This window comes from Pseudomonas sp. B13(2017), assembly GCF_002113245.1.
Taxonomy (GTDB): domain Bacteria; phylum Pseudomonadota; class Gammaproteobacteria; order Pseudomonadales; family Pseudomonadaceae; genus Aquipseudomonas; species Aquipseudomonas putida_Z.
The window spans coordinates 289,377-314,140 of the sequence record NZ_NEJX01000005.1 but is presented as its reverse complement, the minus strand read 5'-3'; the positions used below and the strand labels follow the sequence as shown (position 1 = coordinate 314,140).

The following is a 24,764-nucleotide window of genomic DNA, read 5'->3' as shown; positions in this document are numbered from 1 at the left end:
AAGGGGTGGGGCGAGTTCTCCCACGGTCTGTACTGCTGTGAACAGTCAGATTCGGCTTTTTCGTCCCACCACCCCTTCGAGTATCACCATACAAGCGGCTTTAGCCGCGAAGAGGCCCGCACAGGCAACATACCTTCAACCAGGCTGCTGAGTTCTCAGCTTCTCGCTACGCCCACGCAACCACTCCAGGGTCAGCAGCAACACCACCGAGAAGGCAATCAGCAAGGTCGCCGCCGCGGCAATGGTCGGGCTCAGGTTCTCGCGAATACCACTGAACATCTGCCGCGGCAGGGTCGCCTGCTCCGGCCCGGCCAGGAACAGGGTCACCACTACTTCGTCAAACGACGTGGCAAAGGCGAACAATGCCCCCGAAATCACCCCAGGCGCGATCAGCGGCAGGGTCACCCGGCGGAAAGTCAGCAGGGGCGAGGCGCCCAGGCTGGCTGCCGCGCGCACCAGGTTGTAGTTGAAGCCCTGCAAGGTCGCCGACACGGTAATGATGACGAACGGCACGCCCAGTACCGCATGCACCAGAATCAGCGAGGTGAAGCTGTTGCCCATGCCCAGCGGGGCGAAGAACAGGTAGCTGGCCACACCGATGATCACCACCGGCACCACCATCGGCGAAATCACCAGCGCCATCACCAGCGACTTGCCCGGGAAGTCGCCACGGGTCAGGCCGATGGCCGCCAGGGTGCCGAACACCATGGCCAGCACTGTGGCTGCCGGGGCGACGATGATGCTGTTCTTCAAGGCCCGCATCCACTCGGCCGAGCCGAAGAAGTCCTGGTACCACTGCAGCGAGAAGCCCTGCAGCGGGTACACCAGGAAACTGCCACTGTTGAACGACAGCGGCACGATCACCAGCACCGGCAGTATGAGGAACAGCAGGATCAAGCCGCAAAGAATGCGCAGGCTGTAGAACCACACCCGCTCCACGGGCGACATGTAAGGGCTCAGCATGACAAGGCTCCTCAGCTCAGGCGCAGGCGGCTTGCGCCGACCAGCCAGCTATAGATCAGGTACAACAGCACGGTCGCCAGCAGCAACAGCCCGCCCAGCGCGGTGGCCATGCCCCAGTTGATGCTGGTATTGGTGTAGAAGGCCACGAAGTAGCTGACCATCTGGTCATTCGGGCTGCCCAGCAGTGCCGGGGTGATGTAGTAGCCGATGGCCAGGATGAACACCAGCAGGCAACCAGCGCCAACCCCGGCGTAGGTCTGCGGGAAGTAGACCCGCCAGAAACTGGCGAACGGATGGCAGCCCAGCGAGATCGCCGCACGCATGTAACTTGGCGAAATGCCCTTCATCACGCTGTACAGCGGCAGGATCATGAACGGCAACAGGATGTGCACCATCGAGATGTACACGCCGGTGCGGTTGAACACCAGTTCCAGCGGCTGGTCGATGATGCCCATGGCCATCAGCGCGCTGTTGATCAGGCCACCCGACTGCAGCAGCACGATCCACGCCGCCACCCGCACCAGGATCGAGGTCCAGAACGGCAGCAGCACCAGGATCATCAGCAGGTTGCTCTGCCGGGTCGGCAGGTTGGCCAGCAGGTAGGCCAGCGGGTAGGCCAGCACCAGGCAGATGGCGGTAATCACCACACCCATCCACAGGGTGCGGGCGAAGATATCCAGGTAGATGGCCTGGTCCGGGGTGGCCTTGGCCAGTTCGCCAAGGTCATCGATACGGTGGTCGAGCGAAGCCAGCAGGTAGAACGAGGTGACCGTACTGGTGTTGCGGCGTATCGCCTGCCAGTAGGCCGGGTCGCCCCAACGCTCGTCGAGGGCCTGCAAAGCATCTTTATAGGAAGCGGGTTCGCTCTTGAACGGCAGCGCCCGCGCGGTCTTGGCCAACAGGCTGCGGTAACCGGCCAGCTCCATGTTCAGGCGCTTGGAAAGGTCGCCCAGGGTCTGGTTCTTGCGCGACTCGGCCAGGTCCTGGCTCAACGCCTTGTACACGTCCTCGCCCGGCAGGCTCTTGCCATCCCACTGGGTGATGACGCCCACGGTGCGCGGCAGGCCGCCAACCACTTCCGGGTTGCCGACGCTCTTGTACAGCAGCGCCGCGATCGGCACCAGGAACACCAGCAGGAGAAACAGCGCCAGCGGCGCGATCAACGCCTGCGCCTTCCAGCGGTTGACCCGCTCGGCGTGCTTGAGGCGCTGCTTGAGACTTGGACTTGCGCCTTCTTTGAGGGGCACTGCAATGGCCATGGCGAACTCCGCGATACGAACTGAAAATGGGGCTGCTGCGCAGCCCATCGCCGGCAAGCCAGCTCCCACAGGTACTGCACTGGCTTCGAGGCTTCTGATCCCTGTGGGAGCTACCTCCTACAGGTACTGCACTGGCTTCGGGGCTTGTGATCCCTGTGAGAGCATTCCCCACAGGTACTGCACTGGCCTCGGGGCTTCTGATCCCTGTGGGAGCTGCCCCTACAGGTACTGGGCTGACATCGGGGATAGCGCGGTCCCTGTGGGAGCTGGCTTGCCGGCGATGGGCCGCAACGCGGCCCCCTACGCTGGTCGTTTACTTCTTCGCCGCCCAGGCGTTGAAGCGTTGCTCCAGCTGCTCGCTGTTGTCAGCCCAGAAGGCCACGTCGATCTGCACCTGGTTGGCGATGTTTTCAGGCGTGGTCGGCATGTCCTTCTTCACCGTGTCCGACAGCAGGCTCACAGCCTTGGAATTGGCCGGGCCGTAGGCGATGTTCTCGGAGTAGGTCTTCTGCTGCTCGGGCTGCACGCTGAAGGCGATGAATTTCTTCGCTTCCTCGGCATCCTTGGCGCCTTTCGGGATGGCCCAGGCGTCGAAGTCGTAGATGCCGCCGTTCCACACCACCTTCAGGTTGCTCTCTTTCTGCACCGCAGCGATGCGGCCGTTGTAGGCAGAGCTCATGACTACGTCACCCGAGGCCAGGTACTGCGGCGGCTGGGCGCCGGCTTCCCACCACTGGATGCTTGGCTTGAGTTCGTCGAGTTTCTTGAAGGCGCGGTCCACGCCCTCTTTGGTGCCCAGCACCTGGTACACGTCCTTCGGCGCCACACCGTCGGCCATCAGGGCGAATTCCAGGGTGTACTTGGCGCCCTTGCGCAGGCCGCGCTTGCCCGGGAATTTCTTGGTATCCCAGAAATCGGCCCAGCTGGTCGGTGCGGTCTTCAGCTTGTCGGCGTTGTAGGCCAGCACCGTGGACCATACGAAGAAGCCCACGCCGCATGGCTGGATGGCACCCGGCACGTAGTCGGCCTCATTACCGAACAGGGCCGGGTCGAGTTCTTCGAACATGCCCTCGTCACAGCCGCGGGCCAGTTCTGGCGACTCAACTTCCACCAGGTTCCAGGACACGCTCTTGGTGTCGACCATGGCTTTGACCTTGGCCATCTCGCCGTTGTACTCGCCTGCGACGATCTTGCCCTTGCCGGCCTTCTCCCACGGTTCGTAGAACGCCTTGACCTGGGCCGCCTTGTTGGCACCGCCGAACGAGACCACGGTGAGGTCTGCGGCCATGGCCTGGCCAGCGGCGAACAGCCCCAGGGCCAGGGCGGTCAGTTTCAACTGCTTGCGCATTATTATTCTCTCCACAGTACAGGGTTGGTGAAGCAATCCATCAATGGGCTTCGGCAATCGGATCGAGCGCGCGGGCGTGCTCCACCTCCCAGCCCAGCGGTACCACATCGCCCACGGCCAAGGCCGGGTCGAGCTCGGCAATCGGCTGTTTCACGAAGAAGTCGCCCTTGCCGCAAACTTCCAGGCGCACCCGCACGTGGTCGCCCAGGTAAATGAATTCGGCCACCCGGCCCGAGAAGCGGTTCACGCAGCTTTCGCTGTGGCCGTTCAGGCGCACGCGCTCCGGGCGGATCGACAGGGTCACCGGCTCGCCGGCCTGGCCGACATTCACCGCCAGCGCCTCGACCCGCTCGCCACGTGGCAACTGCACCTGGCAGCGCTTGCCATCACTGGCCAGCAAAGTGCCGTTGATGCGGTTGTTCTCGCCGATGAAGTTGGCGACGAAGGTGTTGCAGGGTTCTTCGTACAGCGTGCGCGGGTCGGCGATCTGCTGGATTTCACCCTGGTGGAACACGGCCACCCGGTCGGACATGGTCAGCGCTTCGCCCTGGTCGTGGGTCACGTACACCACGGTCACGCCCAGGCGCTGGTGGATGTGCTTGATCTCCATCTGCATGTGCTCGCGCAGCTGCTTGTCCAGCGCGCCCAGCGGTTCGTCCATCAGCACCAGCTGCGGCTCGAACACCAGTGCGCGGGCCAGGGCCACACGCTGCTGCTGGCCGCCGGACAGCTGGCCGGGGTAACGCTTGGCGAAGGCATCGAGCTGGACCATGTTCAGCACCCGCTTGACCCGCTCGCTGATGTCGGTCTTGCTCAGGTTGCGCACGGTCAGCGGAAAGGCCAGGTTCTCGGCCACGGTCATGTGCGGGAACAGCGCGTAGTTCTGGAACACCATGCCGATGTCGCGCTTGTGCGGCGGCACGTTGTTGATCGAGCGCCCGGCCAGCTGGATTTCACCGGCGGTGGGGGTTTCGAAGCCGGCCAGCATCATCAGGCTGGTGGTCTTGCCCGAGCCGGACGGGCCAAGCAGGGTGAGGAACTCGCCCTTGCGAATATCCAGGTTGAGGTCTTTGACGATCAGCGACTCGCCGTCGTAGCTCTTCTGCACACCACGGAAGCTGACCAGCGTTTCGCTGGTTGCAGCGTTCGACTTCGCCTCGCTCATGCCTGCACCTTCTTGTTGGATGACTGCGTAGGCAAAGACTAGACAAGCGGCAAGCGCCGGAAAATCGGGGGTGCTGAGAGAATGCCATCATCCGGATGGAAGATTTGTTGTAGGGATTCCCCTACAAAGATGGCGGGTTTGGAATGCTCATCCGAGCCACCCGCCAAACCTGTGGGAGCGGGCATGCCCGCGAAGGGGCCGGTTCAGCCATAGAGATCGGCAGGTCAGGCCCTTTCGCGGGCACGCCCGCTCCCACAGGGACCTCGGCAAGTTCCGAGAACAGGCATGTCGCATTCAGACCAGCTTGTGCTCCATCGCGTACTTCACCAGCTCAGCCAGCGAGTTCACTTTCAGCTTCTGCATCAGGCGCGCCTTGTGGGTGCTGATGGTCTTGCTCGACAGCGCCAGCTGTTGGGCGATGTCGTTGACGTTGGCGCCCTGGGCCAGGCGTTCGAACACCGAAAACTCCCGCTCGGACAGCAGCGTGTGCAACGGCCGCGACTCCGTCAGGCCCACTTCGAAGACCATGCGGTCGGCCAGCGCCGGGTCGATATAACGCCCGCCAGCGGCAACCCGGCGAATTGCGGTCAGCAACAGCGCCGGGTCGCTGTCCTTGGTGGCATAGCCCGCCGCCCCGGCCTTCAGCGCCCGCGCCGCCATCTGCGCTTCATCGTGCATCGACAGCATCAGGATCGCCGGGGCGTCGTGCAACGCGCGGATCCGCGGGATCGCCTCCAGGCCATTCACACCCGGCATCGAGATATCCAGCAGCACCACCTCGCACGGCGTGTGGCGCAGGGTTTCCAGCAACTGCTCACCGTTACCGGCCTCCCCCGCCACCTGCATGTCCTTGGCCAGGCCAATCAACTGCTTGATGCCCTCGCGGACAATGGTGTGGTCTTCGGCCACCAACACTCGAATCACGATCGCTCTCCTACTCCAACGGTATGGCCACGCTTAGGCTGGTGCCTTCGCCCGGTTCACTGTCCAGCGCCATGCTGCCGCCCAGCATCAGCACCCGCTCACGCACCCCTACCAGGCCGAACGAGGTGGGCCGGGGCTGGTCGCGGCAAAAGCCCTGGCCGTCATCGCTGACAGTCATGCGCAATTGCCCGTGCTCACGCACCAGTTCGATCTCCACGCTGTGCGCCTGGGCATGGCGCATCACGTTGGTCAACGCCTCCTGGAGGATACGGAACAGCCCGGTGGCCTTGGCGTCGCTCAATGCTGGCAGATTATCCGGTACTTGCACCAGGCAGGGGATCTGCGTGCGTGCTTCAAAACGCCGCGCCTGCCATTCGATGGCCGAGGCGATGCCGGCATCGAGAATCGGCGGGCGCAAGGCGGTGGCCACGTCGCGCACCAGCTGGAACAGTTGGGCGATCAGGCGCTTCATGCTGGTCAGGCGCTCGTTCAGGCCCGGGTCCAGCTCGGCGAAGGCCAGCTCGCACATCGACACCTCCAGCTTGAGCACGGTCAGCATCTGCCCCAGTTCATCGTGCACTTCCCGGGCAATGCGGGCCTTTTCTTCCTCACGCACGCTCTCCAGGTGGGCCGACAGTTCGCGCAGCTGCTCCTGGGACCTGGCCAGCGCCAACTCGGCCCGCTTGCCCTGGGTGATGTCCCACACCACGCCGTCCCACACCACCTGGCCGTTGCCCAGGCGCCGGGTGCTGGCCTTGATGTCGGCCCAGCGCTGTTCACCCTGGCGGGTGAGGATGCGCCCCTGCCAGGACCAGTCCTGGTCACTGGCCAGGGCCAGGTCCTGCACTCGGTGGTAATCGGCGCGGTCCTCGGGATGTACCAGGTTGCGCAGGCCCATCTGCGGGTGCTGGATCTCGCTGGGCGAATAGCCCACCAAGGCCTCGCTGCCCTCGCTGATGTAGGGGAATTCCAGGTCGCCCTCGGCCGGGTCGCGCTCCAGGCGGAACACCAACCCCGGCACGTTGCCGGCAATGCCCTTGAGCCGCGCCTCGCTTTCGCGCAGGGCCGCCAGGGCGCGGTGGCGCTCGGTGACATCGGCGAGGTACACCACCAGGTACTCGGAGTCACGAAAGCGCAGAAAACTCAGCGACAGCTCGACCGGCAGCAGGCTGTGGTCAGCCCGGCGGCACTGCGTCTCGAACTGGCCGACACCGCCCGCCCCGGTGCGCGCGCCCTTCCACAGCTCCAGCCAGCGGTCCATGGTCAGGCTGGGTTCAAAGTCGCTCAGCGGCCGCTCCAGCAGCGCGCCTTCGCCATAGCCCAGCATGCGCTCGGCGGCATGGTTGGCGTAGCGTACGTGGCTGTCCCAGTTGACCCAGAGGATGCCCACCGTGCTCTGGTCGATGGCAAACTGGCTCAGGCGCAACGCTTCTTCGCGCACCTGCCGCTCCACCAGGCTTTCGCGCGTGGCCAGCAGGCTGCGCTCCAGCTGGCGCTGTTGCCGACGCTGCCACACCAGGGTGGCCAGCGCGCACAACAGCAGCAAGCCGAACAGCAGGGCCAGGTTCTTCCAGAACCCTGTCGACTCGCTCAGGCGTGGGTACTTTGGCTGCAGCCAACGCTGGTGCAGTTGCTCCAGTTCCTTGGCCGGCAGTGCCTGCAGGCCACGCTCGAGCACATCGGCCAGCAGCGGCCAGTCGCGCCGCGAACCGATGCGCAACAGTTGCGGCAGGCCGATATCGCCGACCACCGCCAGTTCGCCGAACTCGCTCTCGCGCGACAGGCGGCTGAGCTGGGCTTCGTCCAGCACTGCGAAACTGGCCTGGCCGCCCACCACCAGTTGCAGGGCCTCGCGCTCGTTGGGCACCCCTTGCAGGTTGAGGTTGCTGTAGTTGCCACGCAGGTAGTCCGCCAGCTGGCTGGGCATGCGCACCGCCACCCGCTGCTCGGCCTCGAGCGTTTCCAGTTCCACGGCCATGGTCCCGGTGCGCGGCCCAACCACCAGTTGCGGCACGCGCATGTAAGGGTCGCTGAACAGCCACAGACGCAGGCTGGCAGGGGTCTGGGTAAGCCCCGGGGCAAAGTCGATTTCGCCGGCCTGCAGGGCATGCTCGAGGCTGGCCTGGTCGGCGAAGTTGCGCCAGGTAAGGTCCAGCCGCAGCGCCTGCGCCAGGCTGCTCACCAGTTCCACGTTGGCCCCGTACAGCTGCTGCAGGCGCCGGTCGAACTGAGCGTAGGGCGCCTGCAACACCAGGCCGACACGCAGGCTGCGGTGTGTATCCAGCCATTGCTGCTGGGCCGGCTCCAGGGCAACCGTGGGCACCGCTTCGGGCCTGGCCAATGCAATCAAGGGCAGCCAAAAGCAGCCGATAACCAACAGGCGACGCACTCGCTTCATCTACACGCTCGTCTTGGCAAGGCGGCCATGCAGCATGGCCGTCACGGGCAAATACTATTAGGCTGCCGGTATCATTCTGGCCCTGGGTTGACTCATGTCCACACTTTATCGCACGACGCTGGCAATGTGCTGCCTGGCCTCGATCCTTCCACTCGGCGCCCTGGCCGCCGATGCCGAAAAACCATCCACCACCACCGAGGCACCCGCTGCCCAAGCCCCTCGCCCGCCGCTGCTGGAGCGCAGCCAGGAGGACGCCCAGGCGCTGGAGCGGCTGGTGCCCAAGGCCGAACAGCAGACCCTGCAGGCCGGTGCCGACAGCTTCCTGGCCCTGTGGAAACCGGCCAACGACAGCGACCCGCAGGGGGCGGTAATCATCGTCCCGGGGGCTGGCGAAACCGCTGACTGGCCAAATGCGGTCGGCCCGCTGCGGCAGAAGTTCCCCGATATCGGCTGGCACAGCCTGAGCATCAGCCTGCCCGACCTGCTTGCCGACAGCCCGCAGGCGCGGGTCGAGGCCAAGCCGGCTGCCGAGCCGCAGCCAGACAACGGCGAAAGCGCCCCGGCCAAGGACGTGCCGGCCGATGCCAATGCCAACGTTGCCCAGGCTACCGCAGCCGATGCCGACACCGCGGAGAGCACTGACGCCAAACAGGCCAGCGAGCAAACCGACCCGGCCGATGCCGAGCGCATTTTCGCCCGCCTGGATGCTGCGGTGGCCTTTGCCCAGCAGCACAACGCCCGCAGCATCGTGCTGATCGGTCATGGCAGCGGCGCGTATTGGGCGGCCCGCTACCTGAGCGAGAAACAGCCACCGCAGGTGCAGAAACTGGTGATGGTTGCCGCGCAGACACCGGCGCGCGTGGAGCATGACCTGGAAAGCCTGGCGCCGACCTTGAAAGTGCCGACTGCCGACATCTACTACGCCACCCGCAGCGCTGACCGCAATGCTGCCGCGCAGCGCCTGCAGGCCAGCAAGCGGCAGAAGGACAGCCAGTACCGGCAGTTGTCGCTGATTGCCATGCCGGGGAACAAGGTGGCCGAGCAGGAGCAACTGTTCCGCCGGGTGCGGGGGTGGATGAACCCGCAGGGGTAAGGTTTGCCATGATGGCCCCATCGCCGGCAAGCCAGCTCCCACAGGTACCCCACGGTGTTCAGGGTCAGTGCAATACCTGTGGGAGCTGGCTTGCCGGCGATAGGGCCATCAAAGCCCGCGCCGCTTGCGGATCATGGCATAAGCCTGATGCAGCTCCCGGGTCCGCTCGGTCGCTTCACGCACCTGCGCCTCACTGGCACCAGTGCCCGCCAGCTTGTCCGGGTGGTGCCGGCTGACCAGCCGACGATACGCCTGCTTGACCTTGTCGGCATCGGTATCCGCCTCGACCGCCAGCAAGCGCAACGCCGCCGCATAGGTCATGGCGACCCCTTCCGGCCCCGCCGCCTTGCGTGGTTCGTACTCCAGCGACATGGCTTGCACTTGCCGCCGGCTCAGGCCCAGTTTCTGCCCCCAATCCAGCAGCAGTTCACGCTCCTTGTTGCCCATCTTGCCGTCGGCCCAGACCATGCGCCAACAGGCACGCAGGGTGCCCTCGGCCGCATGCGGCTGCTGGCGAATGCGCCTCAGGTGCCCACTCAGCCTGTCCTTGCCCGCCTTGCCACGGTTGAACGCGGCAATCGCGCGCAGCCGGGCCGCTTCGGCCAGGTCCAGGCGCACCATCTCCTGGCGCGCCTGCTGGATATGCTGCTCGCCCACCCGGCCATCGCACTTGGCCAGGCGCCCGAGCATCACGAACAGTAACTCGTCGTCCTGCAAGGCCGGGCGCCCGCCCAAGCGTTCACGCATGTCCTCCCAGCCTTGCAAACGCAGGCGGCGGTCCATGGCCTGGCCGAGCAACGCGCCGAGCAAGGCCCCGGGGATGCTGGCAACGGCAAAGCCGGCACCGGCACCAATCACCGTGCTTGGCCACCACATGTCAGGCGCGCTCGCCGATCAGGCGCTCGGCCTCGGCCAGGCGCTCGAGCGTCCCGACATCAACCCAGTGCCCATGGTAGTGCTCGCCACTGACCTGGCCCGCAGCCATGGCCTGGCGCAGCAACGGCGCCAGCTTGAAGGCGCCAGGCTGGCAGCCTTCGAACAGCGCCGGGTGCAGCACCGAAAGGCCGCTGAAGGTCAGCGTGCCGGGCGCATCGTCACCATCGACCACCCGCTCGCCCACCAGGCGGAAGTCGCCGCGGCCGTGATGGCCTGGGTTATCGACCAGCACCAAGTGGGCCAGGCCTTGCAGAGGAGACTGCAGGCGCGCGAAGTCGTAGTCGGTCCAGACATCGCCGTTCACCAACAGGAACGGCGCGTCACCCAGCAATGGCAGGGCCTTGAAGATGCCACCGCCGGTTTCCAGCGGCTCGCCTTCGGGCGAATAGCGGATGCTCAGGCCGAAACGGCTGCCGTCACCCAGGTGGTCCTCGATCTGCTGGCCGAGCCAGGCATGGTTGATCACCACCTCGGTGACGCCCGCCGCAGCCAGGGCCCGCAGGTGATACTCGATCAGTGGCTGGCCGGCGACCGGGACCAGCGGCTTGGGGGTGTGCAGGGTCAGCGGGCGCATGCGCTCGCCTTTGCCCGCTGCCAATATCATTGCCTTCATGCACGCGCTCCGGCCTGCAACTCGGCAATCAGCTCACCCAGCTCCGCCAATTCGGGCCGGCGGCTGATCACTTCTTCTATATAGGCGAAGAAGCGCGGCACGTCGCCCAGGTAACGGGGTTTGCCGTCGCGGTGGCAGATACGGGCGAAGATGCCGATCACCTTCAGGTGGCGCTGCACACCCATCAGGTCGCTGGCACGCTGGAACGCCTCGAAGTCGGCCTGCACCGGGAGGCCGGCAGCCTGCGCCTTCTGCCAGTAGTCGCGCAGCCAGCCTTCGACCCGCGCCTGCGGCCAGCTGAGGAAGGCGTCCTTGAACAGGCAGGTGATGTCGTAGGTGACCGGGCCGTACACGGCATCCTGGAAGTCCAGCACGCCGGGGTTGGGCGTGCTCTGCATCAGGTTGCGCGGCATGTAGTCGCGGTGCACCAGTACCTTGGGCTGGGCCAATGCGCTGTCGATCAGCAGCTGGCTGATTCGTTGCCAGGTGGCTTTCTGGGCATCGCTGAAGGCCAGGCCAAGCTCACGGCCCACGTACCACTCCGGGAACAACTCGACTTCACGACGCAGCAGCGCATCGTCGTAGCTGGGCAGCGGCGCGTCCATCGGCAGGCGCTGGAACGCCAGCAACGCGTCGATGGCATCGGCGAACAGGCCGTCGGCGTTGTCGGCATCAATGATATCAAGGTATGTCTGGTGGCCCAGGTCACCCAGTAGCAGGAAGCCACGCTCCAGGTCCTGGGCATGGATCAGCGGCACATGCACGCCGGCGCTGGCCAGCAAGTGGTCGATGGCGACGAACGGTCGGCAGTTTTCCTGCGGAGGTGGTGCATCCATGATCACGAAGCTGTGGCCGGCGCCCTGCCAGCGAAAGTAACGACGGAAGCTGGCATCGCTGCTGGCCGCGGTCAGGCTGCCTGCGGGCACTTCGCCCCAGGCGTTTTTCCGGAAAAGATCATTGAGCTGCTCATCGAGCCAGACCGTCAGTTGTTGCAGGCGTACATCGTGTTCAGGCATTACAAGGGTCTCCGACGGCCCTAGCCGTCAAGCGGGTCATGCTTTATTATCCAGCATCTTTTTCAGACCATCGAGAGGCGTGCGGCCCCACACGCGGGCAGATGGCACGCAGGAAGCCCGGACTAATAAGATGGCATTGAAATCCCCCGCGTTTCGTAGAAAGTTTCCGTTGCTGGTAACCGGCGGTTTGCTGGCCCTGCAACCTCTGGCCACGTCTTACGTGGTGGCAGCCGAACAGTTCGACTGCCAAGTGTCCGCCTCCGGTGGTTGGGACTGCAAGCCCAAGACCCCAGCCAACAACCTGCCGCCGCGCCCGGTGCACGAGGGTGCTGCCGTCAGCACCGGCACCGAAGCCGCGAGCGAAGGCGAAACCGCGGACCGGCCGATGCTGGTCACCGAGGCCAAAGGCCGTGGCCTGAAGTCGCGTAGCGAAGACTACAGCCACCTGGACTGGGTTCCGCGTGAAAAGCTCACTGCCGCACAGCTGGCCGAAACCGGCCCGTACTGCGGTGGCGCCTACATCGAGCCAACCCGCCCGGGCATGGCCGACACCACGCCGAAGGACGAGTCGCCGACCTACATCAACGCCAAGGTATCCAAGTACCAGCAGGAGCAGCAGATCGCTACCCTCGCCGGTGACGTGGTGATGCGCCAGGGCAGCATGCAGGCCGAGGCCGACGAGGCCAACCTCTACCAGACCGAAAACCGTGGCGAGCTCAAGGGCAACGTCAAGATCCGTGACAACGGTTCGCTGGTGGTCGGTGACGAGGCACAGATCCAGCTCGACACGGGCGAAGCCCAGGTCGACAACGCCGAATACGTGATGCACAAGTCGCACATCCGCGGCAGTGCCCTGTACGCCAAGCGTGGCGAGAACGCCATCATCCGCCTCAAGGACGGTACGTACACCACCTGCGAACCGGGCAGCAACGCCTGGCAGCTGAAGGGCAACAACATCACCCTGAACCCGGCCACCGGTTTCGGTACCGCGACCAACGTTACGCTGCGGGTCAAGGATTTCCCGGTGTTCTACACACCGTACATCTACTTCCCGATCGACGACCGTCGCCAGTCCGGCTTCCTGCCGCCATCGTTCAGCAGCACCAGCGACACCGGCTTCATGCTGGTCACGCCGTACTACTTCAACCTGGCGCCGAACTACGACGCCACGTTGTACCCGCGCTACATGACCAAGCGCGGCCTGCTGATGGAAGGCGAGTTCCGCTACCTGACGCCTTCCAGCGAAGGCCAGTTCGGTGGTGCGTATCTCAACGACAAGAACGACGACCGCAAAGACCAGACTGACTACAAAGAGCAGCGCTGGATGGTCAACTGGCAGCACAAGGGCGGGCTGGACGAGCGCCTGATGACCGAGGTGGACTACACCGACATCAGCGATCCGTTCTACTTCCAGGACCTGGAATCCGACCAGATCGGTATTGAAACCCAGGACCTGCTGAACCAGCAGGGTGCATTGACCTACCGTGGTGACAACTACACCGCGCGGTTGAATGTGCATGCCTACGAGATGGCGACCATCTCGAAGATCACCCCGTATGATCGCCTGCCGCAGATTACCTTCAACGGTAAGCTGCCGTTCCAGCCTGGCGGTTTGAACTTCGATTATGAAACCGAAGCAGTTCGCTTTGATCGTGATCTGAGAGACAGTGCCGTCTTTGATGAAGACGGTAATCCAGATTTGACTGCTGGACTAAAACCCGATGGCATAGGCGGTCGGCGACTGGATGAAAACATCTTCGGTGTAGCCCGCGCCAACGGCACTCGCCTGAACGTCGCCCCGTCCATCAGCCTGCCGATGGAAGCCAGCTATGGCTATATCACGCCGAAGCTGAAGTACATGTACACCCACTACGATCTCGATCTGGATAGTAAGGGTAAGCAAGACCTTATCGATCACCCTGAACGAATCGATCTTTATGGTGACTTCAAGAGCAACCAGAACCGTGACGTTCCGATCTTCAGCGTCGACAGTGGTCTGTACTTCGACCGCAACACTTCCATGTTCGGCACGAACTACAAGCAGACCCTCGAGCCACGCCTGTTCTATCTCTACGTTCCGTACAAGGATCAGGTGGACATTCCGCTGTTCGACTCGAGCGAAACCCTGTTCAGCTACGACTCGCTGTTCCGCGACAACCGCTTCAGCGGCACCGACCGCATCGGCGACGAAAACAAGTTGTCGCTGGGCGTGACCACCCGCTGGATCGAAGAGAACGGTTTCGAACGCCAGAACTTCAGCATCGGCCAGGCCTATTACTTCAAGGACCGCAAGGTCCAACTGCCGGGTATCGACTACCGCGATCGCAGCGACTCGCAGTCAGACGTGTCGCCGTACGCGCTGATGTACAACTACTTCTTCAACCGCGACTGGCGCTTCAATTCGGACTTCAACTGGGACCCGGACAGCCGCAGCACCCGCTCGGGCAGCGCGATGTTCCACTACCAGCCTGAAGACAACCCGAACAAGGTGGTCAACCTCGGTTATCGCTACCGTAACGACACCATCTCCTACGACTCCACAACCGGTACCTGGAAAGTGGGCGGTGGCGACTACGGTGTTCCTGGTAGCCCGAACTACATCAAGGACTACTACAAGATCCAGCAGCATGACTTCTCGGTCATCTGGCCGATCGTTCCGCAGTGGAGCGTCATTGCTCGCTGGCAGCATGACTACAACCGCAACCGCACCCTGGAAGCCATGGGCGGTTTCGAGTACGACAACTGCTGCTGGAAGCTGCGCCTGATCAACCGTTACTGGATCGACTACGACGACTTCAGCCAAGCCCTGCCTCAGAACGAAAAAGGCGACCACGGCATCTTCCTTCAGATCGTCCTGAAAGGCCTCGGTGGTGTAGTCGGCAACAAGGTCGAGTCTTTCCTCGACCAAGGCATTCAAGGTTATCGTGAACGTGAAGACCAAGCTTATTGATCGACTGCGCCCGGCGTTGCTGGGCGTTGCATTGCTGAGTGGCGCGGTGCATGCCGCGGTGCAACCTCTTGATCGCGTGGTGGCCATCGTCGACAGCGACGTGGTCATGCAAAGCCAGCTGGACCAGCGTGTCCGCGAGGTCCAGCAAACCATCGCCAAGCGTGGCGGCGGCATGCCGCCTGCCGGTGCGCTGGACCAGCAGGTACTGGAACGCCTGATCGTCGAGAACCTGCAGCTGCAGATCGGCGAGCGCTCCGGCATCCGCATCACCGACGAAGAACTGAACCAGGCCATGGGCACCATTGCCCAGCGCAACGGCATGTCGCTGGAGCAGTTCCGCGCCGCCCTGGCCCGTGACGGCATGTCGTTCGACGACGCCCGCGAGCAGGTCAAGCGCGAGATGATCATCAGCCGCGTGCGCCAGCGCCGCGTGGCCGAGCGTATCCAGGTCTCCGAGCAGGAAGTGAAGAACTTCCTCAACTCCGACCTTGGCAAGATGCAGATGTCGGAAGAGTACCGCCTGGCCAACATCCTGATCCCGACCCCGGAAGCGGCCAACTCGGAAGCCATCCAGGCCGCCGCGCGCCAGGTTGGCGATGTGTACCAGCAGCTCAAGCAGGGCGCGGACTTCGGCCAGATGGCCATTGCCCGCTCCGCCAGCGAAAACGCCCTGGAAGGCGGCGAGATGGGCTGGCGTAAAGCCGGCCAGCTGCCACCGGACTTCGCCAAGATGCTCAGCAGCATGCCGGTTGGCGAAATTACCCAGCCTATCCGCATCCCCAACGGCTTCATCATCCTCAAGCTCGAGGAGAAGCGTGGCGGCAGCGAGAACGTGCTGCGTGACGAAGTGCACGTTCGCCACATCCTGATCAAGCCTAGCGAGATCCGCAGCGAGGCGGCCACCGAGCAACTGGCCGAACGCCTGTACGAGCGCATCAAGAACGGCGAAGACTTCGGCGAGCTGGCCAAGAGCTTCTCGGAAGACCCGGGTTCGGCGCTCAACGGCGGCGACCTCAACTGGGTTGACCCGAACAGCCTGGTACCGGAGTTCCGCGAGCAGATGGCCAACGCCGCCCAAGGCGAAGTCACCCGTCCGTTCAAGACCCAGTACGGCTGGCATGTCCTGGAAGTGCTGGGCCGTCGCGCCACCGACAGCACCGAGCAGGCTCGTGAGCAACAGGCCATGAACGTACTGCGCAACCGCAAGTACGACGAAGAGCTGCAGACCTGGCTGCGCCAGATCCGCGACGAGGCCTACGTTGAAATCAAGCTGCCTGGCGCTGACCAGGCCGCCCAGTGAAGCCCCTGCGCTTCGCCGTCACCCCCGGCGAGCCAGCCGGCATAGGCCCCGACCTGTGCCTGCTGCTCGCCGCAGACGCCCAGCCCCACCCCCTGATCGCCATCACCAGCCGTGACCTGCTCGCCGAGCGGGCCACGCAGCTGGGGCTGGCCGTCAACCTGCTGCCGGTAGCGCCGGGCCTATGGCCCGAGCAGCCGGCGCCAGCGGGTAGCCTGTACGTCTGGGATACCCCCCTGGCGGCCCCGGTAGTGCCGGGCCAGCTCGACAAGGCCAATGCCGCGTTCGTGCTGGAAACCCTGACCCGTGCCGGGCAAGGCTGCCTGGACGGGCACTTCGCCGGGATGATCACCGCCCCTGTACACAAGGGCGTGATCAACGAAAGCGGTATCGCCTTCTCCGGGCATACCGAATTCCTTGCCGAGCTGACCCACACCGCGCAAGTGGTGATGATGCTGGCCACCCGTGGCCTGCGCGTGGCCCTGGTGACCACACACCTGCCGCTGCGCGACATTGCCGACGCCATCACTGCCGAGCGCGTCGAGCGTGTAACCCGTATCCTGCATGCCGACATGCGCGACAAGTTCGGCATTGCCAACCCGCGCATCCTGGTGTGCGGCCTCAACCCGCACGCGGGCGAGGGCGGCCACCTGGGCCGCGAGGAAATCGACATCATCGAGCCGACCCTGGCCCGCCTGCGCACCGAAGGCATGGACCTGCGCGGGCCGCTGCCGGCCGATACCCTGTTTACCCCCAAATATCTGGAGCACTGCGATGCGGTGCTGGCGATGTACCACGACCAGGGCCTGCCTGTACTCAAGTACAAAGGCTTCGGCGCTGCGGTCAACGTGACCCTGGGCCTGCCGATCATCCGCACGTCGGTCGACCACGGCACCGCCCTGGACCTGGCCGGCACCGGCAAGGTCGACACCGGCAGCCTGCGCGTCGCGCTGGAAACCGCCTACCAGATGGCCGAGAACCGACCATGAACGAGCAATACCAACACCGGGCGCGCAAGCGCTTCGGCCAGAACTTCCTGCACGACGCCGGCATCATCGACCGCATCCTGCGTGCCATCAACGCCAAGGCCGGCGAACATCTGCTGGAAATCGGCCCCGGCCAGGGCGCCCTGACCGAAGGCCTGCTGGGCAGCGGGGCACAGCTGGACGTGGTGGAACTGGACAAGGACCTGGTGCCGATCCTGCAGCACAAGTTTGCCGGTCGCAGCAATTTCCGCCTGCACCAGGGCGACGCCCTGAAGTTCGACTTCAACCAGCTGGGCGTGCCACCGCGCAGCCTCAAGGTGGTGGGCAACCTGCCCTACAACATCTCCACCCCACTGATCTTCCACCTGCTCAGCCATGCCGGGCTGATCCGCGACATGCACTTCATGTTGCAGAAGGAAGTGGTCGAGCGCATGGCCGCCGGCCCTGGCGGTGGTGACTGGGGGCGTCTGTCGATCATGGTGCAGTACCACTGCCGGGTCGAGCACCTGTTCAACGTTGGCCCTGGCGCCTTCAACCCGCCGCCGAAAGTGGACTCGGCCATCGTCCGCCTGGTGCCGCACGAAGTGCTGCCGTACCCGGCCAAGGACGCAAAGCTGCTGGAGCAGGTGGTACGCGAAGCCTTCAACCAGCGCCGCAAGACACTGCGCAACACCATGAAAGGCCTGCTCGACAGCGCGGCCATCGAAGCTGCCGGTGTGGACGGCAGCCTGCGCCCTGAACAGCTGGACCTGGCCGCCTTCGTGCGCCTGGCTGACCAGTTGGCTGACCAACAAGCCTGATATCTCCTGTACCGGCCTCTTCGCGGGTAAACCCGCTCCCACAGGTACTGCACAGCTCTCAAAATCTGCGCAGTACCTTGTAGGAGCGGGTTTACCCGCGAAAGGGCCGGGACAGACAACACAATCCCCAAGCCCCTCACCGCTGGCCCTTCCCCCTCTCAATGGCCTAGACTGCATTATTGCGTCAGTTCGCCCAAGGCCCTTGCATGTCCGACCCCCGCTATCAGATCGACGTCAGCGTCGTGACCCGCTACCTCAAAGAACAATCCGACCCCGAAAACAGTCGTTTCGCTTTCGCCTACACCATCACCGTGCAGAACAATGGCTCGCTCAAGGCCAAGCTGCTGTCGCGCCACTGGCTGATCACCAACGGTGACGGCGAGGTCGAGGAAGTGCGTGGCGCCGGCGTGGTCGGCCAGCAGCCCAATATCGACCCGGGCCAGAGCCATACCTACAGCAGCGGAGCGGTCATCAGCACCCGCGTGGGCACCATGCAGGGCAGCTACCAGATGTTCGCCGAAGACGGCAAACGCTTCGATGCCGAGATCGCCCCCTTCCGCCTGGCGGTGCCCGGGGCGCTGCACTGATGGCTACCTACGCCGTCGGTGACCTGCAGGGCTGCCTGCAGCCACTCAAGTGCCTGCTCGAACGGGTCAACTTCAACCCCGCCGTCGACCGCCTGTGGCTGGTCGGCGACCTGGTCAACCGCGGCCCCGAGTCACTGGAAACTCTGCGCTTCCTTTATTCGATCCGCCAGTCGCTGGTGTGCGTGCTGGGCAACCATGACCTGCACCTGCTGGCCGCCTGGCACAACGTCGAACGCCTGAAGAAAAGCGACACCCTGCGCGAGATCATCGAAGCGCCGGACGCCGACCAGCTGTTCGACTGGCTGCGCCAGCAAAAGCTGCTGCATTACGACGAACCCCGTGGCATTGCCCTGGTTCACGCCGGCATTCCACCGCAATGGACCTTGGGCAAAGCCCTGGAGCTGGCCGCCGAGGTCGAGGAAGTGCTGCGCGACGACGAGCGCCTGAAGCTGTACCTGGACGGCATGTACGGCAACGAGCCGAACAAGTGGAGCAAGAACCTCAGCGGCATCGAACGCCTGCGGGTCATCACCAACTGCCTCACGCGCATGCGCTTCTGCACCGCCGAGGGCAAGCTCGACCTCAAGAGCAAGGAAGGCCTGAATACCGCCCCCAAGGGCTACAAGCCCTGGTACGCACACAAAGGCCGCCGCTCACGCCACGTGAAGATCATCTTCGGCCACTGGGCCGCCCTGCAGGGGCAGGTCGACGAGCCCGGCATCATCGCCCTGGACACCGGTTGCGTGTGGGGCGGTGCCATGACCCTGTACAACGTCGACAGCGGCGAATACCACCGCTGTGACTGCAGCGACGACGGCAACTTACGCCTCCCCACCCAAACGCCTACACTGAACGATCAATCCTGAAGGAAGCCGTACCCATGAGCGAATTCAAGCGCATCCCTCCCGAACAGGCCCTGGCCCTGCGCGCGCAAGGTGCGGTAGTCGTCGACATTCGCGACCCGCAGGCCTTTGCCGCCGGCCACATCACCGGTGCCAAGCATCTGGATAACCATTCGGTCGCCGAGTTCATCCGCAATGCCGACCTCGATGCCCCAACCCTGGTGGTGTGCTACCACGGCAATTCCAGCCAAAGCGCCGCGGCCTATCTGGTGAACCAGGGCTTCTCGGACGTATACAGCGTGGACGGCGGCTTTGAGCTGTGGCGCGCCACCTACCCGGCCGAAACCGCCCAGGGCACTACCGAATAATTTTTTCATTTTTACTGCAGCCCGCGCCCCATGCGGGCTTGCGGCTTATCTGACGAACGGTCGTTCGCAACTTCTCCGCCCCTCGCCCTTGACCTTGCGGATAACCAACTATTCTTAAGCGCAGGCCATCCAGAAAAAGGGGAGAGCCGGTACACCGGCGTGCGGGTCATCGGTAGCGTTACAGGGTGTTCTGGGGGGTATACAGCAATCGGCAACCCCGGTTGCATGCCAGCATCAGCTGACTGATCCGGCGTCGTCTCCACGTATCGAGCGAGGTGACGTCATGAGTATTTTTAGCCACTTCCAACAACGTTTCGAGTCTACGCGCCAGGAAGAACTCTCGCTGCAGGAGTACCTCGAGCTGTGCAAAGAGGATCGCAGTGCCTACGCATCGGCGGCCGAACGGCTGTTGCTGGCCATCGGTGAGCCGGAGCTGATCGACACCTCAACCAACTCCAGACTGTCGCGAATCTTCTCCAACAAGGTTATCCGCCGCTATCCGGCCTTTGCCGACTTCCATGGCATGGAAGAGTGCATCGACCAGATCGTGTCCTACTTCCGCCACGCCGCCCAAGGCCTGGAGGAAAAGAAACAGATCCTCTATCTGCTGGGCCCGGTGGGCGGCGGTAAGTCGTCGCTGGCCGAAAAACTCAAGCAGCTGATGGAAAAGGTACCGTTCTATGCCATCAAGGGCTCGCCGGTATTCGAGTCGCCCCTGGGCCTGTTCAACGCCACCGAAGACGGGGCCATCCTCGAGGAAGAGTTCGGCATCCCGCGGCGCTACCTGAACACCATCATGTCGCCCTGGGCCACCAAGCGCCTGCAGGAGTTCGGCGGCGACATCAGCAAGTTCAAGGTGGTGAAGCTGTACCCGTCGATCCTCAACCAGATCGCCATCGCCAAGACCGAACCCGGTGACGAAAACAACCAGGACATTTCGGCGCTGGTCGGCAAGGTGGATATCCGCAAGCTCGAGGAATTCCCGCAGAACGACGCCGACGCCTATGCCTATTCGGGCGCGCTGTGCCGGGCCAACCAGGGCCTGATGGAATTCGTCGAGATGTTCAAGGCACCGATCAAGGTCCTGCACCCGTTGCTCACCGCCACCCAGGAAGGCAACTACAACAGTACCGAAGGCCTCGGCGCCATCCCCTACTCCGGGATTCTGCTGGCCCACTCCAACGAATCGGAATGGCACACCTTCCGTAACAACAAGAACAACGAGGCGTTCATCGACCGGATCTACATCGTCAAGGTGCCGTACTGCCTGCGCGTCAGCGACGAAATCAAGATCTACGACAAGCTGCTGATCAACAGTTCGCTGGCCAAGGCCCACTGCGCGCCAGACACGCTGAAGATGCTCGCCCAGTTCACCGTACTATCGCGCCTGAAAGAGCCGGAAAACTCCAACATCTATTCGAAGATGCGGGTGTACGATGGGGAAAACCTCAAGGACACCGATCCGAAGGCCAAGTCGATCCAGGAGTACCGCGATGCCGCCGGCGTCGACGAAGGCATGAACGGCCTGTCGACCCGCTTCGCCTTCAAGATCCTGTCCAAGGTGTTCAACTTCGACCCGCATGAAGTGGCCGCCAACCCGGTGCACCTGCTGTATGTGCTGGAGCAGCAGATTGAGCAGGAACAGTTCCCGGCCGAGGTGCGCGAACGCTACCTGCGCTACCTGAAGGAGTACCTGGCCCCGCGCTACATCGAGTTCATCGGCAAGGAAATCCAGACCGCCTACCTGGAATCCTACAGCGAATACGGCCAGAACATCTTCGACCGCTACGTGCTGTACGCAGACTTCTGGATTCAGGATCAGGAATACCGCGACCCGGAAACCGGCGAAATCCTCAACCGTATCGCCCTCAACGAAGAACTGGAGAAGATCGAGAAGCCGGCCGGCATCAGCAACCCGAAAGATTTCCGCAACGAAATCGTCAACTTCGTGCTGCGTGCCCGTGCCAACAACAACGGCAAGAACCCGAGCTGGCTGAGCTACGAAAAGCTGCGGGTGGTGATCGAGAAGAAAATGTTCTCCAACACCGAGGACCTGCTGCCGGTCATCAGCTTCAACGCCAAGGCAAGCAAGGAGGACCAACAGAAACACAACGACTTCGTCACGCGCATGGTGGAGCGTGGCTACACCGACAAACAGGTTCGTCTGCTGTCGGAATGGTACCTGCGGGTCAGGAAATCGCAATAAAGCGACAAGCTACCCACCGCACGCCCAAGGCTGCTGCCAGCCTTGGGCGGCGGAAGCTGCTTTGCTGCCATTGCGTGCAGCAGCTCGTAGCTTGAAGCGTGCAGCTGTTCCCAGCTACCGGAGGGGCCATGAGCTACGTTATAGATCGACGCCTGAACGGCAAGAACAAGAGCACGGTGAACCGCCAGCGCTTCCTGCGGCGGTACCGCGAACACATCAAGAAAGCCGTCGAAGAGGCGGTAAGCCGCCGTTCCATCATGGACATGGAACATGGCGAGCAGATCAGCATCCCGGGGCGCGACATCGACGAACCGGTGCTGCACCATGGTCGCGGGGGCAAGCAGACCATCGTGCACCCAGGCAACAAGGAATTCACCGCCGGTGAACACATCCCCAGGCCACAAGGCGGTGGCGGTGGCAGCGGCCGAGGCAAGGCCGGCAACTCCGGCGAAGGCATGGACGACTTCGTCTTCCAGATCACCCAGGAAGAATTCCTCGAGTTCATGTTCGAGGACCTCGAGCTACCCAACCTGGTCAAACGTCACCTGACCGGGGCCGACACCTTCAAGACCGTGCGCGCCGGTATCGCCAACGAAGGCAACCCGTCCCGCATCAACATCGTGCGCACCCTGCGTTCGGCCCATGCCCGGCGCATTGCCCTGACCGGCAGCAGCCGCGCACTGCTGCGCGAAGCGCAGAAGGAACTCGCCCGCCTGAAGGTCGAGGAACCCGACAACTTCACCGATATCCAGGAAGTCGAACACGAGATCGAACGCCTGAAGGCACGCATCAACCGCCTGCCCTTCCTCGACACCTTCGACCTCAAGTACAACTTGCTGGTCAAGCAGCCCAACCCCAGCTCCAAGGCGGTGATGTTCTGCCTGATGGACGTGTCCGGCTCGATGACCCAGGCCACCAAGGACATCGCCAAGCGCTTCTTCATCCTGCTGTACCTGTTCCTCAAGCGTAACTACGACCGCATCGAAGTGGTGTTCATCCGCCACCACACCAGCGCTCGTGAAGTCGACGAGGAAGAATTCTTCTATTCGCGGGAAACCGGCGGCACCATCGTTTCCAGCGCCCTCAAGCTGATGCAGGAGGTCATGGCCGAACGCTACCCGGCCAGCGACTGGAACATCTACGCCGCCCAGGCTTCCGACGGCGACAACTGGAACGACGACTCGCCGATCTGCCGCGACATCCTGGCCAAGCAGATCATGCCGCATGTGCAGTACTACACTTACGTTGAAATCACCCCGCGTGAACACCAGGCGCTGTGGTACGAATACGAGCGCATCGGCGAAGCCTTCCCCGACACGTTCGCCCAGCAGCAGTTGGTATCGGCCGGCGATATCTACCCGGTCTTCCGTGAACTCTTCCAGCGCAGGTTAGCCACATGACCGCCAGAGCACAGAGACGCCAACCTATTTCCACCGGGTCCGAGTGGACGTTCGAACTGATCCAGACCTACGACCGGGAAATCAGCCGCCTGGCCGAGCGTTACGCCCTGGACACCTACCCCAACCAGATCGAGGTGATTACCGCCGAGCAGATGATGGACGCCTACGCCTCGGTCGGCATGCCGCTGGGTTATCACCACTGGTCCTACGGCAAGCAGTTCCTCAGCACGGAGAAGTCCTACAGCCGTGGCCAGATGGGCCTGGCCTACGAGATCGTGATCAACTCCGACCCGTGCATCGCCTATCTGATGGAAGAAAACACCATGTGCATGCAGGCACTGGTGATCGCCCATGCCTGCTACGGCCATAACAGTTTCTTCAAGGGCAACTACCTGTTCCGCACCTGGACCGACGCCAGCTCGATCATCGACTATCTGGTGTTCGCCAAGCAGTACATCGCCCAGTGCGAAGAGCGCCATGGCATCGATGCCGTGGAAGACCTGATCGACTCCTGCCACGCCCTGATGAACTACGGCGTCGACCGTTACAAGCGGCCTTATCCGATTTCCGCCGAAGAGGAGCGGCGGCGGCAGAAGGAGCGCGAGGAGCACCTGCAGCGGCAGATCAATGACCTGTGGCGGACCATTCCGAAGAGTGCCGACAAGGGTAACGAGCGCGATGATGCGCGCTTCCCCGCCGAACCGCAGGAAAACATCCTGTATTTCATCGAGAAGAACGCCCCGCTGCTGGAGCCCTGGCAACGTGAAGTGGTGCGCATCGTGCGCAAGATCGCCCAGTATTTCTACCCGCAGCGCCAGACCCAGGTGATGAACGAAGGCTGGGCGACGTTCTGGCACTACACGCTGATGAACGACCTGTACGATGAGGGGCTGATCACCGAAGGCTTCATGATGGAGTTCCTTCAGTCGCACACCAGCGTGGTGTTCCAGCCCGGCTTCGACAGCCCCTACTACAACGGCATCAACCCCTACGCACTGGGCTTTGCGATGTACACCGACATCCGCCGCATGTGCGAAAACCCGACTGAAGAAGATCGCCGCTGGTTCCCCGACATTGCCGGCAGTGACTGGCTTTCTACCATCAAGTTCGCCATGAGCAGCTTCAAGGACGAGAGCTTCATCCTGCAGTACCTGTCGCCGAAGGTCATGCGCGATCTGAAGCTGTTCAGCATCCTCGATGACGACCAGCGCGACGACCTGTATGTACCTGCCATCCACGACGAGGCCGGCTACCGGACCATTCGCGAACTGCTGGCGGCGCAGTACAACCTGGGCAACCGCGAACCGAACGTGCAGATCTGGAGCGTCGACCGCCGCGGCGACCGCTCGCTGACCTTGCGTCACCAGCAACACAACCGCAAACCGCTGGGCGACTCTACCGATGAAGTGCTCAAGCACCTGCACCGCCTGTGGGGCTTCGACATCCACCTGGAGACCGTCCAGGGCGAGCAGGTGATGAAGACCCACCACATGCCACCACGCGGCGAGCACGGCGAAAGTGCCGACTACGGCCGCATGGACCTGGCTGTCATCCACCACCTCTAGTGCCACGCCATGAGTGCCGACAGGGTATCCTGTCGGCAGTTATGGAGA

20 protein-coding genes are annotated in these 24,764 nt (G+C 63.3%); 11 read left to right on the top strand and 9 right to left on the bottom strand.

The window, feature by feature from the left end; translation table 11 throughout:
- Positions 1-135 precede the first annotated feature (135 nt).
- From CAG44_RS09980 to CAG44_RS09955, 6 genes are all read right to left on the bottom strand, one after another.
- The gene (locus CAG44_RS09980) at positions 136-963 is read right to left on the bottom strand and encodes an ABC transporter permease (protein WP_013970603.1); all 828 of its coding nucleotides are present in this window, start codon (positions 961-963) and stop codon (positions 136-138) included.
- Positions 964-974: 11 nt separating this feature from the next.
- Entirely contained in the window at positions 975-2,222 is a 1,248-nt protein-coding gene (locus tag CAG44_RS09975) for an ABC transporter permease (protein WP_085692035.1), read from the bottom strand.
- A gap of 313 nt (positions 2,223-2,535) precedes the next feature.
- Positions 2,536-3,570: an ABC transporter substrate-binding protein gene (locus tag CAG44_RS09970; protein ID WP_085692034.1), complete on the bottom strand. Its 1,035-nt coding sequence runs from the start codon at positions 3,568-3,570 to the stop codon at positions 2,536-2,538.
- Between the two features lie 40 nt (positions 3,571-3,610).
- Complete coding sequence (locus tag CAG44_RS09965; RefSeq protein ID WP_012270208.1) at positions 3,611-4,735, bottom strand: ABC transporter ATP-binding protein; 1,125 nt, start codon at positions 4,733-4,735, stop codon at positions 3,611-3,613.
- A gap of 294 nt (positions 4,736-5,029) precedes the next feature.
- Complete coding sequence (locus tag CAG44_RS09960; RefSeq protein ID WP_170929296.1) at positions 5,030-5,662, bottom strand: response regulator transcription factor; 633 nt, start codon at positions 5,660-5,662, stop codon at positions 5,030-5,032.
- Positions 5,663-5,669: 7 nt separating this feature from the next.
- Complete coding sequence (locus CAG44_RS09955; protein ID WP_085591393.1) at positions 5,670-8,057, bottom strand: PAS domain S-box protein; 2,388 nt, start codon at positions 8,055-8,057, stop codon at positions 5,670-5,672.
- Positions 8,058-8,151: 94 nt separating this feature from the next.
- Between CAG44_RS09955 and CAG44_RS09950 the strand changes: the two genes are divergently transcribed.
- Positions 8,152-9,150, top strand: a complete 999-nt coding sequence (locus CAG44_RS09950; RefSeq protein ID WP_085664075.1) for an alpha/beta hydrolase family protein — start codon at positions 8,152-8,154, stop codon at positions 9,148-9,150.
- 108 nt (positions 9,151-9,258) lie between these two features.
- Here CAG44_RS09950 and CAG44_RS09945 read toward each other — a convergent pair whose 3' ends face one another.
- Genes CAG44_RS09945 through CAG44_RS09935 form a run of 3 tightly spaced genes read right to left on the bottom strand, consistent with a single transcriptional unit; the run spans position 9,259 to position 11,715 of the window.
- A complete protein-coding gene (locus tag CAG44_RS09945) occupies positions 9,259-10,026 on the bottom strand; it encodes a TerB family tellurite resistance protein (protein WP_025337464.1) in 768 nt (255 codons plus the stop codon).
- Between the two features lies 1 nt (position 10,027).
- The gene (gene murU, locus CAG44_RS09940; RefSeq protein WP_085692033.1) at positions 10,028-10,699 is read right to left on the bottom strand and encodes an N-acetylmuramate alpha-1-phosphate uridylyltransferase MurU; all 672 of its coding nucleotides are present in this window, start codon (positions 10,697-10,699) and stop codon (positions 10,028-10,030) included.
- The gene (locus tag CAG44_RS09935) at positions 10,696-11,715 is read right to left on the bottom strand and encodes an aminoglycoside phosphotransferase family protein (protein WP_085692032.1); all 1,020 of its coding nucleotides are present in this window, start codon (positions 11,713-11,715) and stop codon (positions 10,696-10,698) included. The genes murU and CAG44_RS09935 overlap by 4 nt, the downstream gene beginning before the upstream one ends.
- Before the next feature lie 130 nt (positions 11,716-11,845).
- On the opposite strand from CAG44_RS09935, the gene CAG44_RS09930 reads away from it, so the two are divergent.
- The 10 genes from CAG44_RS09930 to CAG44_RS09885 all read left to right on the top strand — a co-directional run bounded on the left by CAG44_RS09930 (position 11,846) and on the right by CAG44_RS09885 (position 24,716).
- The gene (locus CAG44_RS09930) at positions 11,846-14,665 is read left to right on the top strand and encodes an LPS-assembly protein LptD (RefSeq protein WP_085692031.1); all 2,820 of its coding nucleotides are present in this window, start codon (positions 11,846-11,848) and stop codon (positions 14,663-14,665) included.
- Positions 14,646-15,965: a peptidylprolyl isomerase gene (locus CAG44_RS09925; protein ID WP_085692030.1), complete on the top strand. Its 1,320-nt coding sequence runs from the start codon at positions 14,646-14,648 to the stop codon at positions 15,963-15,965. Before CAG44_RS09930 ends, CAG44_RS09925 begins: the two co-directional genes overlap by 20 nt.
- A complete protein-coding gene (gene pdxA / locus CAG44_RS09920; protein ID WP_075044408.1) occupies positions 15,962-16,951 on the top strand; it encodes a 4-hydroxythreonine-4-phosphate dehydrogenase PdxA in 990 nt (329 codons plus the stop codon). The genes CAG44_RS09925 and pdxA overlap by 4 nt, the downstream gene beginning before the upstream one ends.
- On the top strand, positions 16,948-17,748 hold the full coding sequence (rsmA, locus tag CAG44_RS09915; RefSeq protein ID WP_025337458.1) for a 16S rRNA (adenine(1518)-N(6)/adenine(1519)-N(6))-dimethyltransferase RsmA: 801 nt from the start codon (positions 16,948-16,950) through the stop codon (positions 17,746-17,748). Before pdxA ends, rsmA begins: the two co-directional genes overlap by 4 nt.
- Before the next feature lie 206 nt (positions 17,749-17,954).
- Positions 17,955-18,335 (top strand): Co2+/Mg2+ efflux protein ApaG, encoded by a 381-nt coding sequence (apaG, locus tag CAG44_RS09910; RefSeq protein WP_012270198.1) that lies wholly within the window; start codon positions 17,955-17,957, stop codon positions 18,333-18,335.
- Positions 18,335-19,201, top strand: a complete 867-nt coding sequence (locus tag CAG44_RS09905; RefSeq protein ID WP_025337457.1) for a symmetrical bis(5'-nucleosyl)-tetraphosphatase — start codon at positions 18,335-18,337, stop codon at positions 19,199-19,201. The genes apaG and CAG44_RS09905 overlap by 1 nt, the downstream gene beginning before the upstream one ends.
- Positions 19,202-19,215: 14 nt before the next feature.
- Entirely contained in the window at positions 19,216-19,545 is a 330-nt protein-coding gene (gene glpE, locus CAG44_RS09900; protein WP_085692029.1) for a thiosulfate sulfurtransferase GlpE, read from the top strand.
- 283 nt (positions 19,546-19,828) lie between these two features.
- The gene (locus CAG44_RS09895) at positions 19,829-21,751 is read left to right on the top strand and encodes a PrkA family serine protein kinase (protein ID WP_015268718.1); all 1,923 of its coding nucleotides are present in this window, start codon (positions 19,829-19,831) and stop codon (positions 21,749-21,751) included.
- 128 nt (positions 21,752-21,879) lie between these two features.
- Positions 21,880-23,151, top strand: a complete 1,272-nt coding sequence (locus tag CAG44_RS09890; protein ID WP_013970586.1) for a YeaH/YhbH family protein — start codon at positions 21,880-21,882, stop codon at positions 23,149-23,151.
- Positions 23,148-24,716, top strand: a complete 1,569-nt coding sequence (locus tag CAG44_RS09885; RefSeq protein ID WP_025337455.1) for a SpoVR family protein — start codon at positions 23,148-23,150, stop codon at positions 24,714-24,716. The genes CAG44_RS09890 and CAG44_RS09885 overlap by 4 nt, the downstream gene beginning before the upstream one ends.
- The last annotated feature ends 48 nt before the right edge of the window (positions 24,717-24,764 follow it).